This window comes from Roseibium album (assembly GCF_001404515.1).
GTDB classification, from domain to species: Bacteria; Pseudomonadota; Alphaproteobacteria; order Rhizobiales; family Stappiaceae; genus Roseibium; species Roseibium album.
In genome coordinates this window covers 312980-328717 of the sequence record NZ_CXWE01000007.1, presented here as the reverse complement: position 1 = coordinate 328717, position 15738 = coordinate 312980, and the positions used below count along the sequence as shown (strand labels likewise).

Below are 15738 nucleotides of genomic sequence, written 5' to 3'. Positions count from 1 at the left end.
TCTGTTCGAGATCCGCACCCGACACGAATCCGGTCAATTGGGGTACCGGACGTCTTTATTCTGGAGGGACAAATGGGGGACATCCTACAGCTGGTCCTAAAGAGACTTGGCTTAGGTGTGGTCACTCTTCTGGTGATCTCAATCCTGATTTTTTTCGCGGTTGAGCTGCTGCCGGGCGATATCGCCCAGGCCGTTTTGGGCCAAGCAGCAACACCAGAAACCGTGGCTGCATTACGCGAAAAGATGGGCCTCGATCAGCCCGCGATCTTGCGATATTTCCAATGGCTCGGAGGTGCCCTCACCGGTGATTTCGGTGTTTCGCTCATATCAGGCGAACGCGTCAGTGAAGCGATCAGCGGCCGCTTTATCAACACGCTTTTCCTTGCGACATATGCGGCAGTCATAGCTGTACCGATCTCGATCATACTGGGCGTCATCGTGGCTTTGCTGCGCAACACGCTGTTCGACCGTGTCGCCAATGTCGTGACCCTCACGTCCATCAGCTCTCCGGAATTCTTCCTCGGCTACATCCTGATCCTGTACCTGGCCGTGAAGACCAACTATTTCCCTGCCATCGCCAGTCTCAGTACAGACATGAGTTTCGGCGAATTGCTTCACAGGACATTCCTTCCGGCGTTGACGCTGGTTCTGGTCGTAACCGCGCACATGATGCGTATGACCCGGGCCGCAATCATCAACCTCCTTGCATCGCCATATATCGAAATGGCCCGGCTCAAAGGCGTGCCGCCCTGGAAGGTGATCGTCAAACACGCGCTTCCCAACGCCTGGGCACCGATCATCAATGTGGTAGCGCTGAACCTTGCCTACCTGATTACCGGTGTGGTTCTGGTGGAAGTTGTCTTCGTCTATCCGGGTGTCGGCCAGCTCCTCGTCGACGCTGTTTCCAAACGCGACTTCCCGATAGTCCAGGCATGTTGCCTCATCTTCGCTGCGACCTTCATCCTGCTCAACCTGGCAGCAGATGTCGGATCAATCTTGACCAATCCGCGTTTGCGGCATCCGAAGTGAGGGCAGCGACATGAGTACATTCGTCATCGGATACTATGCGCTGCTGATTGGGGCCTCCTGTCTCGCAGCCTATTTCAAGAAAAGACAACTGTTCCTGTTGATCTTTTCCCTCACACTCATTTCCTTCGTCACCGGGATCGTTGGTGGTGTCGGTGCCTTGCGTTTCATCACAGTCGCGGCCGGTCTCCTGGCACTGGCGGCCGGGGTGTCCTACGCTTTCCGTGAGTTTCTGATCATCATCGCGTCGGACGGTGTTGCAAAGGAACTTCGCACGGCTCCCCTGACCGCCGCGTTCGGCATGTTCGTGATCTTCACCTACGCCATTGCAGGGATCTTCGCGCCTATCATTGCCCCTTTTGGCGAAGCAGAGGTCATTTCCTCCGCCTTCGCGCCGGCGGATGAAAACATGCTGCTCGGAGCAGACCAGCTCGGGCGCGACATGTTCAGCCGGTTGATCTACGGTGCGCGCAACACCGTCGGTCTTGCCCTGGTGGCAACCAGTCTTGCCTTCATCCTCGGAGCGCTGACAGGTCTGCTGGCAGCAACCAAGGGGGGTTGGTTCGACCAGTTGATGGGCCGGGTCGCCGACGTGATCATGTCGGTTCCCTCGCTGATCTTCGCGCTGCTGATGCTGAGTATCTTCGGCACGAGCCTGTTCGTGATTGTCATCATCGTCGCCTTGATCTATTCCCCGCGCGTTTTCCGTCTGACGCGAGCCGTTGCGGGCAATGTCGTCGTGATGGATTACATCGAGGCTGCAAAACTGCGCGGGGAAGGCAACTGGTACCTGATCCGAAGGGAAATCCTGCCGAATTCGACCGCACCACTGGTCGCTGAATTCGGCCTGGAATTCTGTTTCGTGTTCCTTCTGATCGCGGGTCTCTCGTTCCTTGGTCTCGGTATCCAGCCGCCGACCGCCGACTGGGGCTCCATGGTGCGCGAAAACGCCACGCTGATTTCGTTTGGCGAACTGACACCCCTCATTCCGGCAGCTGCTATCGCGTTGCTGACGGTTTCGGTTAACTTCGTCGTTGACTGGATGCTTTTCCGGTCCTCCGGCCTTAAGGAGGTTTGAGCATGGTCCCTAAAAAAGATGTGCTTCTTGAAGTCAAGGACCTTCGGATCGAAGGCTATTCGGATGAGCAGTGGATCGAGATCGTTCATGGTGTCGATCTCACTCTCCACAAAGGCGAGGTTCTCGGCCTGATCGGAGAGTCGGGTGCGGGCAAATCCACCATCGGGCTCGCCGCGATGGGATTTGCCAGGGACGGTTGCCGGATTTCCGGTGGTTCCATCGAGTTTGACGGCATGGAACTGACCACGACACCGGAAGGAGATTTGCGTGCGCTGCGCGGGTCAAGGATTGCCTATGTGGCGCAGTCTGCCGCCGCGTCCTTCAATCCGGCCCACCGGATCATCGATCAGCACACCGAAGCCCCGATCCAGTACCGCATCCAAAAGCGCGTGGAAGCGCAAGAGGATGCAATGGAGCTTTACCACCGCCTCCGGCTTCCCAATCCGGATGAAATCGGCTTCCGGTATCCGCACCAGGTTTCGGGTGGACAGCTGCAGCGCGCCATGACTGCCATGGCAATGGCATGCCGTCCCGACCTGATCATCTTCGACGAGCCGACAACGGCGCTGGACGTGACGACCCAGATCGAGGTTCTTGCCGCGATCAGGGACATTGTCGACCAGTTCAATACGGCCGCGATCTATATCACGCACGACCTCGCGGTCGTTGCGCAGATGGCAGATACGATCAAGGTCTTGCTGAAAGGCGAGGAAGTCGAAGAAGCGCCTACGGAGCAGATGCTGGATGCGCCGAGCGAAGACTATACCAAGAGCCTTTGGGCAGTGCGCAGTTTCAAGCGTCCTCAGAAGGAACGCCCGACGGAGGCCGGGTCAATACCTATTGTCTCTGTCAAGAACGTGGATGCAGCCTACGGCAAGATCAAGGTGCTTGATGATGTCTCTTTCGACATCTACCCGGGCATGACAGTCGCGGTGGTGGGCGAATCCGGATCCGGGAAGTCGACGACCGCACGGTGTATTACCGGCCTGCTGCCACCGACGAAAGGCGAGATCCAGTTCAATGGTGAATCCTTGCCGCCCCGCTATCAGGACCGCACAAAGGATCAATTGCGCCAAGCGCAGATGATCTACCAGATGGCGGACACCGCGCTGAATCCAAAGATCAAGATCAGCGAGATTATCGGACGCCCGGCGCAATTTTATCGTGGCGTGCGCGGAGCGGAGTTGAAGAACCGTGTCGACGAACTTCTGGACCTGATCGAGCTGGATCCGGCGAAGTTCTACAACCGCTACCCGCCAGAGCTTTCCGGCGGTCAAAAGCAGCGTGTGGGAATTGCGCGCGCGCTGGCGGCGGACCCGTCCTTCATCATTTGCGACGAAGTGACAAGCGCGCTCGACCAGCTTGTCGCGGAAGGCATCCTGAAGCTTCTCGACAAATTGCAGGAAGACTTCAATCTGGCCTACATGTTCATCACCCACGATCTGGCGACCGTGCGCTCGATTGCCGACGAAGTGGTCGTGATGCAAAGGGGCAAGGTGGTTGAGCAGGGGGCAAAGGACGAAATGTTCACCCCGCCACACCATCCCTATACGGATCTTCTGCTGTCTTCGGTGCCCGAAATGGACCCCAACTGGCTGACGACCTTGCTGGAGGAGAGGGGAACCGACTCCATCGGCGAAGCCGCGAATGTCTAGGACCACAAAATGAAAAACCCCGGGACCAGGGTCCCGGGGTTTTTCAATGTCTTCATTGAACAGGCAGGCGCTTGCCTAGCCGACCATCAGATAGCCGGACAGAGCCATTACGCCGACGATTACGGCGTATACGCCGACCAGACCCTGCCAGGATCCGCTCTGCTCTTTGTACTCACGAATAAGTTCATCACGGGTCATGCCGACCTCCTGTCGCCCGGGCAATGTCCGGGATGATGGTGTTTCCATTTGAGGCGACACTTAAGCGACAGAGATTAATATTTCAATGACCCAAACATGAAATCGCACTAACATTTCTGCATATCTACTCTGCTTCACATTCACCCAGCGGGTAGCTTCGACGGCAATTCAGACGCGATCCGACACGAATCAAGCGTGTTCAGACCTTGATTGAAGCTTTCCCCAAGTGTCCAACAGACAGGACGCTGGAAGATCGCACCCGATTTCCCAGACGGAAAGACCATCGCGCCATGCCGACGGAGGTCCTATCTTTCAGACTTCGATTTGTAGGTTTCAAAAACCGAAGCCGTATCGAACTGATTGGGCAATTCGTCGACAGTCGCGTCATAAACGGACCTGCCAGCTTCGAACAAAGGGGCAAAAACACCCTTATCTTCAATATCTTCGCCAATAATCCGCAGATCCTTTTCAAACATTTTCAGACTGGCGGAAGGCGGATCGTAAGCGCCGTTGATCATCAAGGGCATGCGCAGGTCTGACATGCGAGACTGCCCCGCACCAGACGACAGCAATCGATAGACCGTGTCGCGCTCCAGACCGAGTGCATCGGCATAGTTCAGCGTTTCGGCCGCTGCGACATTGTGAATTGCTACGGCATGATTTGCGACGAATTTCAGTTTCGTTCCGTTTCCGAAGTCACCGACATACATCACCATGCGCGTGAATTTTTCCAGAAGGGGTCGGATTTCCGCGACCACCTCTTCTGGCCCGGACGCCATCATCACGAGATCGGCTTCAGCAGCCTGGGCACCCGTTCCGCTGACAGGACAGTCCAACAGGACCGCGCCGGATTTTTCCAGGAGCGATCTGGCCTCCTCCCTGTCCGCCAGGGAAAATGTTCCGGTCTCGACAACGACCTGCCCTGGCCGGAGTCCGGTTACCAACTTCTCGCAGACCGAAGCGAGCACATGCGGTGCGGCCAGCGAAAGTACGATTGCGTCACAATCTGAAACCCAGTCACCGAGCGTTTCGAATACCGAACCTCCCTCCTCCGCCAGCTTGGCCCGCGCAGTTTCAGACGGGTCGACACCAAACACGGTTTCACCGGATCGAATGAGATTGCGAGCGTATGCGCTCCCCATGATTCCGAGACCGATCACTCCAACAACCACAGTCGTTCCTCCTCGTCCGCATCGGAGAGTTCAAATGAGCCAGACCGGGGCAGAGCGGCAGCCCTCCTGGCGGTATGCCTTCAGGACATTTCTGGCTGTAACGGGTATTCCCAATCCCGTACAAACAGCGGTTCGGGTAGCCGAAAAAGTTCATTGCCCTGCCATGCACCGACATCCAGCGGAGGCAATTCGTCTGGGAATGTTTTCACCTTGTCACCATCTGGCAGTCGTAACGTCACCCTGGCAGCATTCATTGCATTGTTCAGTTTCAATCCTTCCGGGCGACCATGAAGCGCCTTTGAGAACCTCGGAACCTCGCCGGAAGATCTGGGGCCAAGCGGGTACCCGGCGGACTGGAGTTCAAGCGGAAATGCCGGATGTCCGACCATGTCATTGTCAACTGTAATGTCCAGTTCCGTCCAGGCCTTGGTGAATCTTCTTTTCTCAATGGACTTGATGGTTTCCCAATCCGAAGACGGGTCATGCCGTGCCTGCCAGTCCTTGCCAAATGGATTGACCTGGTTGAGTGAAATCGACAGAGCGTCCTCGTTATATGCAATGACATTGTTGAGGTGATGGAAATTTCGTATCCGCTTTTTCTTGAATATCGGATTGCGCACGAACCAGGAGTTATGCACGACATAATGCGGACCGACCGCTTCGTGGTTCGTTCCGAATTTGAAGAGGCGGCCTGTCGACGGATCCTCCGGGTCGGGTCCCGGCCGCTCACGGCTCCAGCCGAGATTTCCATAGATGTAGAAAAATCCGGATTGCTCCGGTTCGAGGGAGAAGGGCGCGTAGCAATCGACGAACTTGTTGTGTCTGACTGTCCAGTTGAAGGCATAGTTCTCAGGTTCGACCGCATTGTCGCGAATGCGGACAAACCAGTTGTCGCTGATCATCACATTCCTTGAATGACGATGCCGCGTATCCTTCGACGCCTGATTGAAAAAATGGATGCCGTTAAAAGCGTCCACGATGCAGTTGTTGCGCAGGATGACATATCCGGCAATGGTCCATGCCCGGAAAAAGTCACCGTCATAGGCGCGTGAATCGTCCGGCTGGACGAATTCGCCCGTTACACTGACATCGGAATGAATCTGGTTAAAATGCGTTTTTCGCCAGAGATGGCAACCGTCGACCTCCCTTTCATCCAGCAGGTATCCGTTGTCCCTGATGGACCGGACCTGAATGTCTCCATGACAACCAAGGTCCTGGATCCAGTCGCAGTTTTCAATCAGGAGGTGTCGCGTGTCGGCTCCCGTTGCCCCGATGGCAAAGGTTCCACCGCGGAAATGGATGCCCCTGATCGTTATGTGCTGACAATTCTCGATATAGATCGCAGTTGGCCAGCAGTTTTCGAATGTAAGGTCTTCCAACACGATCCACTGACAGTCACGCAGGACAAGATGGGCGTTGTCGGCCATGAAGTAGAGGCCGGGATAGTTTCCAGCCGCTTCATGCGCCCGCGCCAGTCTGTTGGCTTGAACATTGAATTCTTCGAAAGTTTCCCTGGTGCCGAAAACAGTCGGCGATCGTTTGGCCGCCATCTTGTTCACATCCGGGGCAACCGGCTTTTCTCCGCGGATGCAAACGGGTTTTTCACGCGTGCCGCTGATGCCATTTATTACAACCGGGTCGGTAAAACACGCGGCTTCGAGAGCCAGCACATCACCGGGTCCCAATTCCCTGACGGCAGCGTGAATGTCCATATTCCCCCCAATATCCCAATTCAAAATACCGAAGATCCAGATCGAAAACAGCGCGAAACATGACAGCCCGGCTTGAGCGCCATATTCAGACGCCCGCATTCAGATAAACGGATTTAGGCACGGGCACCCTACCACAACCCAGACCTGTCCTCGAACCGGCAGATTACGGTTCTCTCGCCGCCATGGCACGCTTCTGGTGCTGGCAAAACCGGTGACTACGACTTGACAAGTGGCCAGTTTTCTATTTAGTTCGGTTACTGAACGAACTAATTGAGAGAACCAGTGGCCGATCCTTCCAATATATCCAGGCGAATGTCCCTGAGCGCGGTGGTTCAGGCAATCGCGAGCTTCGGCCCCATCTCCCGGGCAAGCGCTTCGAAAATCACGGGCCTTTCCAAGCAGACGGTCTCGGAAATCGTCGGCAACCTGGAAGTTGAAGGCTGGGTCAGAACCGTCGGTCAGACGGAAGGGCATATCGGGCGCCGGGCCGTCGTTTACGAAATCGTACCGGACGCCGCCTCGGTCGCGAGTGTGGACCTTGGCGGCACGAAGATCCGTGTCGCGATCTGCAACCTGACCGGCGCCGTAGTCAACGAACTGGAGGAACCGACTGACAAGTCCGGTGGTGAGGCCGTCATCAGGCATGTCACCGATCTGGTTCAAAGAGCGGCCGGTGGGGCGAAGCTCAACTCGAAACTGCCGCGTGTTGCCGTCATCGGTGTGCCGGGTGTCCCTGATCCCGGAACAGGACAGATCAGGATGGCTCCCAATATCCCAGGTCTCGACTGTATCGATGCGCCAGACCTCTGGCGGCGCCAACTCGGTATCGAGGTTTTCGTCGAAAACGACGTGAACCTGGCGGCGCTTGGAGAACACTGGCTTACAAAACGCGGCGAGAAGGATGACCTTGTCTATGTCTCCATTGGCACCGGGATCGGCGCAGGGATCGTTGTCGGCGGGCAGCTTCACAGAGGTGCCAGTGGTGCCGCGGGAGAAATTGGCTATCTGCCCTTCGGAGCTGATCCGTTTGAACCGGAAAGCCTGAAAACCGGTGCGCTTGAACGCGTCGCGGCAACCCATGCCATCACCGAGATGTATCGGAAGAAAAGTGGCAGAAACCGGAGTGTTCCGGAAATATTCGAGGCCGCCAACCAGGAAGACGCGGACGCACAGGAGACGTTGGACCAGACATCGAGACAGATCGCTCGCGTAACAGCCGCCCTCACTGCCGTGATGGATCCCTCGTGCATCGTGATAGGTGGCTCCATCGGAGCGCGGGAAGAGCTTTTCAACCGCGTTAAAAAATACTTGTCGATGTGTTTTCCACGCCCTGTGCTGATCGAAAAATCAACGCTTGGAAACCATGCGGCGCTTGCAGGCGGCGCATCGGTTGCCCTTTCCCGATTGCACTTGTCACTGTTCGCCGAAGGCTTGAAGGGTGTTGAAATTTCAGTTCCGCCACCCTCCGTCGAAACCTTCAAGAAAGGTGTCGCGTGATGGCCCGGGATCTCCTTTCCAGCCTTGAGGCCCATCAGGACCGGGACGCAGACCTGCAACTGCTTCAGCAGGCCATCGCCGTTGAGAGCGTCACCGGAAACGAAAGCGCCTTTGCACTCTTCCTGAAATCACAGCTGGAAACACTCGGACTTGAAACCGGATCCGGAGAGTTTCTGCCCGGCCGTATGAATGTCTGGGGCCGTACCGGGAAGAATGGCGATGAGGACCCTAAACTGATGTTCGTGGGGCACACGGACACGGTTCATGTACGCGGCTGGGAAGAAAACTGGCAAGGCAAGCCCCAGCAGGATCCGTTTTCCGGCGCGTTGATCGACGGCGAAATCTGGGGTCGCGGTGCGTGCGACCTGAAGGGCGGTATTTGTTCTGCACTGGGCGCGGTCAGACTGTTGCAACGCGCAGGTTTTCGACCGGCAGGCGGTCTGTCATTTGCATTCATTGGCGATGAAGAAAGCGGCGAGCCGGGCACCGGGGTCTCTGCCGGCGCCCACGACCTCGTGAAGCGTGTCACTTCGGGTGACATCGGCCGGCCTGATTTTGCAGTCTACCTCGAACCGACAAAGCTCGATGTCTGCACGGCACAGATCGGATTTTTCATTGCCGACGTCGCGGTTACCGGCAAGTCGGCCTATTTTGGGACACCAGAACTCGGGACCGACGCCTTGAAGGCAACCCATTCGGTTCTGGAATGTCTTTGGGCACACGAAGACGACCTGGCGGCCGGTCCGAAACATGATCTTGTGGGTGCCTCTTCCATTCTCGTAACGGACATACAAGGTGGCGGCTACATCGCCGTTCCCGGGTCGTGCCGAATTTCCCTGATCCGGAAACTCCGACCCGGTGAAAACCTCGATGTTGCCGTCAGTGCATTTGAGACCGTTGTCCGATCCGCTCCGGTCGCGGACGGCATCACGATTGATATTCAATATCCCGCCGGCCGGGATCACAGATATGGCGGTTCGCCTGTCGAGATCCCGCAAGATGATCCGACCGCGGTCCGTCTTTCAGACAGCATTCGCCGGACGACTGATCACGGTGGAGCCATCGGGGGAGCACCCTACTGGTCGGAAATGCCGTTTCTTGTCAACGAGATCGGATGCCCGGCCGTTTATTGCGCACCGGGCGATATCAGCCTGGCGCATACATTCGAAGAGCGCATCGACGTGGAGAGCTATCTGGCAGCCGTCAGGGCTTTCGCGCTGTTCGTGGCCGACTATTGCGGCCTGGAAGAAGCACCATAAACACCAATACCAGAGGGTTACCAATGAGACTGACTGCAAAAAATCTGGCTTCATCCGCCCTTCTCGGGCTGCTGAGCTTCGCCTCCCTGTCCAGTTTTTCCCTGGCTGAAACCATTGGACCGAACAACGAAAACGCAACTCCCTCCTCCGCTGTCGTCGTCGCGGATGACAAAGTGGACGCCATTCGGTCCGGCAACTACAAGGCCGCGCTCCTGTGGCACGACCAGTCGGATTTCGTGAACGCCGTCACCGCAGGTGCAAGTGACGAGTTCAAACGCCTCGGAATTGAGGTCGTGGCGACTGCCAGTGCAGGTTTCGATGCAGCGAAGCAACGCAGTGACATCGAAACTTCGCTCGCAAAGGAACCGAACATCATCCTGTCTCTGCCGCTTGATCCGGTTACATCCGCAGCGGCATTCAAGGAAGCGCGCGACAGTGGTGTTTCGCTTGTCTTTCTGTCCAACCTGCCCTCCGGGTACGAACATCCACGGGATTACGCAGCCATCGTCACCGACGACCTTTTCCAGATGGGCAAGCAGGCGGCCGACGCCCTTGCGTCATCAATGAACGGCAAGGGAACCGTCGGCTGGATCTACCACGATGCCGACTACTACGTGACCAATCAGCGGGACAACGCCTTCAAGACAACGATCGAAAACGACTATCCGGACATTTCAATCGTCGCCGAACAGGGTATCAGCGACCCGGCCCGTGCCGAGGAAATCGCCAATGCGATGCTTCTGAAGAACCCGGATCTTGGTGGCATCTACGTAACCTGGGCAGGACCGGCAGAAGGCGTGCTGGCGGCCTTGCGGGCGAACGGCAACAAGAGCACGAAGATCGTGACACTCGACCTGTCCGAGCCGGTTGCCGTCGATATGGTTCGCGGTGGTAACGTCGCTGCAATCGTCGCAGACGAGGCTTACGAACTCGGGCGCGCCATGGCCGCCGCCGCTGCCCTGCGTCTTGTCGGCACGGATGTACCGCCCTTCGTCGTCGCACCGGCCATAACGGTTACCGCAGACACGGTTGCCGAAGGCTGGAAGAAATCATTGAACATCGATCCGCCGGCAAGCGTTTCCTCCGCGAATTAACCCGGCCAAGCGGCGGGCAGCCTGCTGCCCGCCGGTTCATTCGATCATCCTTCGCTTTCAATCACTCGGGCAAGAACCAAAGATGTCGACCTTCGATCCTCGGAAAACCGGCAAAACGAGACTGCGATGAGCTCCTCCCTTTCGCTGCTGCGGCGACTGGATCTGCAGAGATCCGTAATCTATGTGGGCTTTCTGGCCATCTTCCTGTTCTTTGCGGCTACGCTCTATGACGATGGCTTTCTGACCTCGCGCAATCTGACCAACATCGTGCTGCAGACCGCACCGGCCACGATCATGGCCATCGGTCTGGTATTTGCCCTGTCCGCAGGCGAGATCGATCTGAGTTTCGGATCGGTCGTGGCTGTCTCGGCGCTGTCTGCCGCAGTTGCCATGCAGAGCTTCCCCATGGCTGTTGGCATCCTGGCCGGGCTAGGCGCAGGCGCGCTGATTGGAGCGATGAACGGTATTCTGGTTGCCTATCTTCGCCTGCCTTCGTTTCTGGTCACACTGGCCACGATGGGCCTGTTTGCCGGCATTGCACGCTCAATGACGGATCTGCGGTCCATTCCTGTACTGAACGACACATTCACCGGCATCTTCGGATCCGGGAAACTGTTTTCCATACCCTCGCTCGTCCTCTGGACCATCGTTGCGGTCGCGATCGGACACATCGTCTATCGCAGCACGCGGTTCGGTGCTCATGTGCTCGCAACGGGCGACAATGCCCGGGCTGCGCAGGTCTCCGGGATCAAGGTGCCCCGGATCCGCCTGGGTGTATTGACGCTGTGCGGCACCATGGCCGGGCTGGCGGGGCTACTCTATGCCGGTCGCCTCCAGGCCGCAAAATACACACTCGGCGAGAGCGATCTGATGACCGTAATTGCCGCTGTCATTGTCGGCGGTACGGCCCTGAACGGCGGCAAGGGATCGATCATCGGCGCGTTGCTCGGCTCGCTTCTGATGGGAATGCTCAACAACGGACTGATCCTCATGGGTCTTGATGTTTCCGACCAGATGATCGTCCGCGGGCTGATTATCCTGATCGCGGTCGCCGTTTCGCTGCGCGACACGAGCCGGTAACTCGGAGAAGACAGATGTTTCTTGACGTTTTAATCCGCCGTAATCCGGCATTCATCGAAGCCGCGATGGAACTTCATCAGGCAGGACGCATTCCGGCAAATGCCTATGTACTCGACCTTGATGCGGTCGAACGCAACGCACGCCTTTTCCAACATGAGGCGCAAAGACATGGCCTGAAGACCTTCGCGATGACCAAGCAGGTCGGACGGCATTCCGGCTTTTGCCAGGCTGTCATGCGCGGCGGCATCGACCGGGCTGTTGCCGTCGACATGGCCTGCGCGCTTGCCTGCGACCGGGCCGGTCTCAAAACAGGCCATCTGGGACACCTGGTGCAGATCCCCCGACATGAAGCGGCCTATGCCGGTACCAAACTGCAACCGGACTACTGGACCGTCTTTTCAGACACAAAAGCCGGGGAAGCTGCATCGGCAGCACGCTCGGCGAGCCGCGAACAAAATCTACTGGCGCGAATCCAGACCGAAGGCGATACGTTTTACCGTGGCCATGAGGGCGGGTTTGCGGCTGAAGACATTGTCGCGATAGCAGAGCGGCTTGATGATATGGAGGGCGCTCGCTTCGCGGGCATCACGACCTTTCCAGCGCTGCTGTTCGATCTTGAGGCCCGCAAGGTAAAACAGACACCGAACCTGGCAACCCTCGGCCGGGCAGCGGATGCCCTGGCGAAGGCCGGCAGGACCGGTATCGAGATCAATGCACCCGGCACGACCTCCTCTGCCGTGGTCGCGGCACTGGCGGCATCGGGTGCGACCCAGTGCGAACCGGGCAACGGGCTCCACGGCACAACGCCTCTGCATGCGGTCGAGGACCTGCCGGAGGATCCCGCTGTTCTCTACCTTTCCGAAGTCTCCCACCATCATGGCGGCAAATCCTATTGCTTTGGTGGCGGTCTTTATATTGATCCTGTTTTTCCGGATTATCAGGTGCGGGCGATCGTCGGTCCGGAACCGACATCGGACCGGTCTGCGCTACGCGATGTCGAGATCCCCGATTATTCCGCCATCGACTACTATGCGATGATCGACGCCACCGGCCCGAGACCGCCGGAGCCAGGTGACACGGTCATATTCGGTTTTCGCGGCCAGGCCTTCGTCACGCGAGCGCTTGTGGTCGGCCTCTCAGGTGTCGCATCGGGCAACCCCGCCGTTACGACAATAGAAAACGGTTTTGGGGATCAGGTCTCCTGGCCGGGAGCGTTTCGTCCGTGAACCTACAAGCCCCCGTCCTTTCGCTCGCCAACATTCACAAGGCTTTCGGCGGCATTGTCGCGATAGAGGATTTTTCGCTCGATCTACATGCGGGCGAAATCGCCGCGCTTGTCGGTGATAACGGTGCCGGCAAGTCTACGCTGGTCAAGATTGTTTCCGGGGTGCACCGCCCCACATCCGGCGAGATCCGCCTGGACGGCGATCCCGTCTCCTTTTCAGACGCCAGTTCCGCACGCAGCTTGGGGATCGAGGTGGTCTATCAGGATCTTGCCCTTGCGGACCAGCAGCCAGTCTACATGAACATGTTCCTCGGCCGGGAACTGATCAAGCCGCCCTTCGGTCTGCTCGACAGGAAACGCATGCACAGGGAATGCCAGCAACTGGTCGATGAGCTGGACGTGCGTATTCCGTCCGCAGGGTCCGTAATCCGGGATCTCAGCGGCGGTCAGCGACAGGGAATAGCAATTGCGCGCGCCACGCACTGGGCAAGCAAGCTGGTGCTGCTGGACGAGCCGACCGCAGCCCTTGGTGTCGCGGAAACGGCAAAGGTGGAGGAACAGGTAGCCGCGCTGAAGGAAAAGAACCTCGCGATTTTGATCATCAGCCACAGCCTCGACCAGGTCTTCCGCCTTGCCGACCGGATTTGCGTCTTGAGGCGTGGACAACAGATCGGCGTGCGCGAGACTGCCAAAACCGACAAGAACGAGATCGTCTCCATGATAACAGGTGTTTCGGGAAAATCCTGATCACGGCCAGTTGGCATCCGGCCGGCAATGCCAACCATCAAATCGGATTTTGATTGCTGGAGTAGCTCCGCTCAAGTTCGATGAGACGCTGTTTGCGCCAGAGCCCACCGCCATACCCGGTCAGCGATCCGTCCGCTCCCAGCACCCTGTGGCACGGCACTACAATCGCGATCTGGTTCGCACCGTTTGCCCTGGCAACCGCGCGCACAGCTTCAGGTCTTCCCAGCTCTCTTGCAAGCTCTGAATAACTCCTTGTGCCTCCGGCCGGAATTTTCAGAAGTTCCCGCCAGACATCCCGCGTGAATGTCGAGCCGTGCAGCGCAAGCTTCGTTTCAAAGACGCCGGAACTGCCGTCGAAAAACAGTCGCAATTCATCCTGGATCTGGTCGGTTATTTCGGTGCGCCCGAAGCCGATATTGCCTTTTGCGAAACCATGGAGCTTTCTGAATTCCGCCGGCAGGGCCCTGCGGTCCAGAAACTCCAGAAGATGCAGTTGCGTCCTGTCCGTCACTGCAATCAGCGGACCGAGCGGAGATGGCACCCAATCGGCAAACAACATGGGGTCCTGCGAAAATGTTCCCGGCGCCTGCCCCAGTATTTTGGCAAACGCCTCGCGAAAGGCGCTTGGCGATTCAAAGCCAGCGGTGATTTGCGCATCGATGACCTTGCCGCCCTCGGCCAATGTCGAAAAACCTTCCTGCAATCGCCGCTGTCGAGCCATTTCCAGAAAAGTCATGCCGAAATGGCGCTTGAAGGCCCGCCGTACCGTTGATGGGTCCAATCCCATCCGGACGATATCCGGCTCGCGCCAACGATATCCCGGCTTTCCTTCCAGGGCTTCTATCAGGGGCTTTACGACCGGGTCCGCACTTGCTTGCGGTGTTGTCGGCTTGCACCGTTTGCACGGGCGGAAGCCGGCGTCGATACATTCGGCAACAGTTTCGTAAAAGGTGCAGTTTTCGCGTTTCGGTTTGCGTGCCGGGCAAGTCAGCCGGCAGAAGATGCCGGTAGAGGCCACACAGACATAGACACGCCCGTCATAGGACGGGTCGCGATTGAGGAGCGCTTCATACAGCGTGTCGAAATCGGATCGGATCATCAGCATGACCTGACAATAGTTTGTCCAGCGGAATGGCGCAGCCGGAAATCGGGCGTCTATTCACGGCTTGCACATCGTCAACGATACACCTGATCCTCGGCAGGGAACTTGCGGTCCTTGACCTCGTCCGAATAGGCTTTCACCGCTGCCTCGATCTGGCCACCAAGATTGCCGTAGACCTTGACGAATTTGGGTGGTGCCGGATTGAGGCCAAGCATATCCTCCAGCACCAGGATCTGGCCATCACAGTCCGCGGATGCGCCTATGCCGATGGTCGGGATCGGGATTTCCCTGGTGATCTGCGCGGCAAGCGGTTCAACCATACCTTCCAGGACAACCGAAAATGCACCTGCTTCGGTAACAGCTGATGCGTCCTCGAAGTGCTGATCCCAGTCATCCTCGTGCCTTCCTTGCGTCTTGAAACCGCCCATGACGTGGACCGATTGCGGCGTCAGGCCGATATGAGCCATCACGGGAATTCCGCGCTCAGTGAGGAAGTGAACGGTTTCGGCCATGCGGACACCACCTTCCAGCTTTACCGCGCCGCATTGGGTCTCTTTCATGACGCGTGCTGCGTTGCGGAAAGCTTCTGAAGGACTTTCCTCATAAGTGCCAAAGGGCATGTCGACAACAACAAGCGCTTTCTTGGTGCCGCGGACGACCGCCTTGCCGTGCATGATCATCAGATCGAGCGTGACACCGACCGTCGATTCCATTCCGTGCATGACCATCCCAAGGCTGTCGCCAACGAGAATGAAATCGGCGTAGTTATCGACGATAGCGGCCGTGTGCGCATGATAGGACGTCAACGAGACGATGGGATCCCCGCCCTTGCGTTTCGCGATTTGCGGCGCGGTCAGGCGGCGGACAGGTTTTTGAACACTCATGAAAAGTCC

The 15738-nt window shown here is 57.5% G+C and carries 14 protein-coding genes; 9 read left to right on the top strand and 5 right to left on the bottom strand.

The annotated features are described in order from the left end of the window. Nucleotides 1-72 precede the first annotated feature (72 nt). Genes LA5095_RS24015 through LA5095_RS24005 form a run of 3 tightly spaced genes read left to right on the top strand, consistent with a single transcriptional unit; the run spans nucleotide 73 to nucleotide 3759 of the window. The gene (locus LA5095_RS24015; protein ID WP_055119588.1) at nucleotides 73-1029 is read left to right on the top strand and encodes an ABC transporter permease; all 957 of its coding nucleotides are present in this window, start codon (nucleotides 73-75) and stop codon (nucleotides 1027-1029) included. Between the two features lie 10 nt (nucleotides 1030-1039). Next, entirely contained in the window at nucleotides 1040-2104 is a 1065-nt protein-coding gene (locus LA5095_RS24010; protein ID WP_055119586.1) for an ABC transporter permease, read from the top strand. Nucleotides 2105-2106: 2 nt separating this feature from the next. After that, nucleotides 2107-3759, top strand: coding sequence for an ABC transporter ATP-binding protein (locus LA5095_RS24005; RefSeq protein ID WP_055119584.1), 1653 nt, complete (start codon nucleotides 2107-2109; stop codon nucleotides 3757-3759). Nucleotides 3760-3834: 75 nt separating this feature from the next. Here the strand turns inward: LA5095_RS24005 and LA5095_RS33430 are convergent, their stop codons facing one another. The 3 genes from LA5095_RS33430 to LA5095_RS23995 all read right to left on the bottom strand — a co-directional run bounded on the left by LA5095_RS33430 (nucleotide 3835) and on the right by LA5095_RS23995 (nucleotide 6841). Next, nucleotides 3835-3957 carry a hypothetical protein gene (locus LA5095_RS33430; protein WP_268873259.1) on the bottom strand — a complete coding sequence of 41 codons (123 nt, stop codon included), beginning with the start codon at nucleotides 3955-3957 and terminating at the stop codon, nucleotides 3835-3837. 305 nt (nucleotides 3958-4262) lie between these two features. Continuing rightward, nucleotides 4263-5129, bottom strand: coding sequence for an NAD(P)-dependent oxidoreductase (locus LA5095_RS24000; protein WP_055119581.1), 867 nt, complete (start codon nucleotides 5127-5129; stop codon nucleotides 4263-4265). Nucleotides 5130-5209: 80 nt separating this feature from the next. Further along, complete coding sequence (locus tag LA5095_RS23995; RefSeq protein ID WP_144436130.1) at nucleotides 5210-6841, bottom strand: right-handed parallel beta-helix repeat-containing protein; 1632 nt, start codon at nucleotides 6839-6841, stop codon at nucleotides 5210-5212. Between the two features lie 282 nt (nucleotides 6842-7123). On the opposite strand from LA5095_RS23995, the gene LA5095_RS23990 reads away from it, so the two are divergent. The 6 genes from LA5095_RS23990 (at nucleotide 7124) to LA5095_RS23965 (ending at nucleotide 13743) form a co-directional block, all read left to right on the top strand. Further along, complete coding sequence (locus LA5095_RS23990; protein WP_082442553.1) at nucleotides 7124-8338, top strand: ROK family transcriptional regulator; 1215 nt, start codon at nucleotides 7124-7126, stop codon at nucleotides 8336-8338. Continuing rightward, on the top strand, nucleotides 8338-9597 hold the full coding sequence (locus LA5095_RS23985) for a M20 family metallopeptidase (RefSeq protein ID WP_055119578.1): 1260 nt from the start codon (nucleotides 8338-8340) through the stop codon (nucleotides 9595-9597). Before LA5095_RS23990 ends, LA5095_RS23985 begins: the two co-directional genes overlap by 1 nt. A 23-nt stretch (nucleotides 9598-9620) precedes the next feature. Next, nucleotides 9621-10691, top strand: a complete 1071-nt coding sequence (locus LA5095_RS23980) for a substrate-binding domain-containing protein (protein ID WP_055119576.1) — start codon at nucleotides 9621-9623, stop codon at nucleotides 10689-10691. A gap of 126 nt (nucleotides 10692-10817) precedes the next feature. After that, nucleotides 10818-11771 (top strand): ABC transporter permease, encoded by a 954-nt coding sequence (locus tag LA5095_RS23975; protein WP_055119574.1) that lies wholly within the window; start codon nucleotides 10818-10820, stop codon nucleotides 11769-11771. Nucleotides 11772-11785: 14 nt separating this feature from the next. Then, nucleotides 11786-12997 (top strand): alanine racemase, encoded by a 1212-nt coding sequence (locus tag LA5095_RS23970; RefSeq protein ID WP_055119572.1) that lies wholly within the window; start codon nucleotides 11786-11788, stop codon nucleotides 12995-12997. Then, a complete protein-coding gene (locus LA5095_RS23965) occupies nucleotides 12994-13743 on the top strand; it encodes an ATP-binding cassette domain-containing protein (RefSeq protein WP_082442552.1) in 750 nt (249 codons plus the stop codon). Before LA5095_RS23970 ends, LA5095_RS23965 begins: the two co-directional genes overlap by 4 nt. A gap of 37 nt (nucleotides 13744-13780) precedes the next feature. Here LA5095_RS23965 and LA5095_RS23960 read toward each other — a convergent pair whose 3' ends face one another. Continuing rightward, nucleotides 13781-14848 carry a bifunctional transcriptional activator/DNA repair enzyme AdaA gene (locus LA5095_RS23960; RefSeq protein ID WP_055119568.1) on the bottom strand — a complete coding sequence of 356 codons (1068 nt, stop codon included), beginning with the start codon at nucleotides 14846-14848 and terminating at the stop codon, nucleotides 13781-13783. Nucleotides 14849-14919: 71 nt separating this feature from the next. Then, on the bottom strand, nucleotides 14920-15729 hold the full coding sequence (panB, locus tag LA5095_RS23955; protein WP_055119566.1) for a 3-methyl-2-oxobutanoate hydroxymethyltransferase: 810 nt from the start codon (nucleotides 15727-15729) through the stop codon (nucleotides 14920-14922). Between the last annotated feature and the right edge of the window lie 9 nt (nucleotides 15730-15738).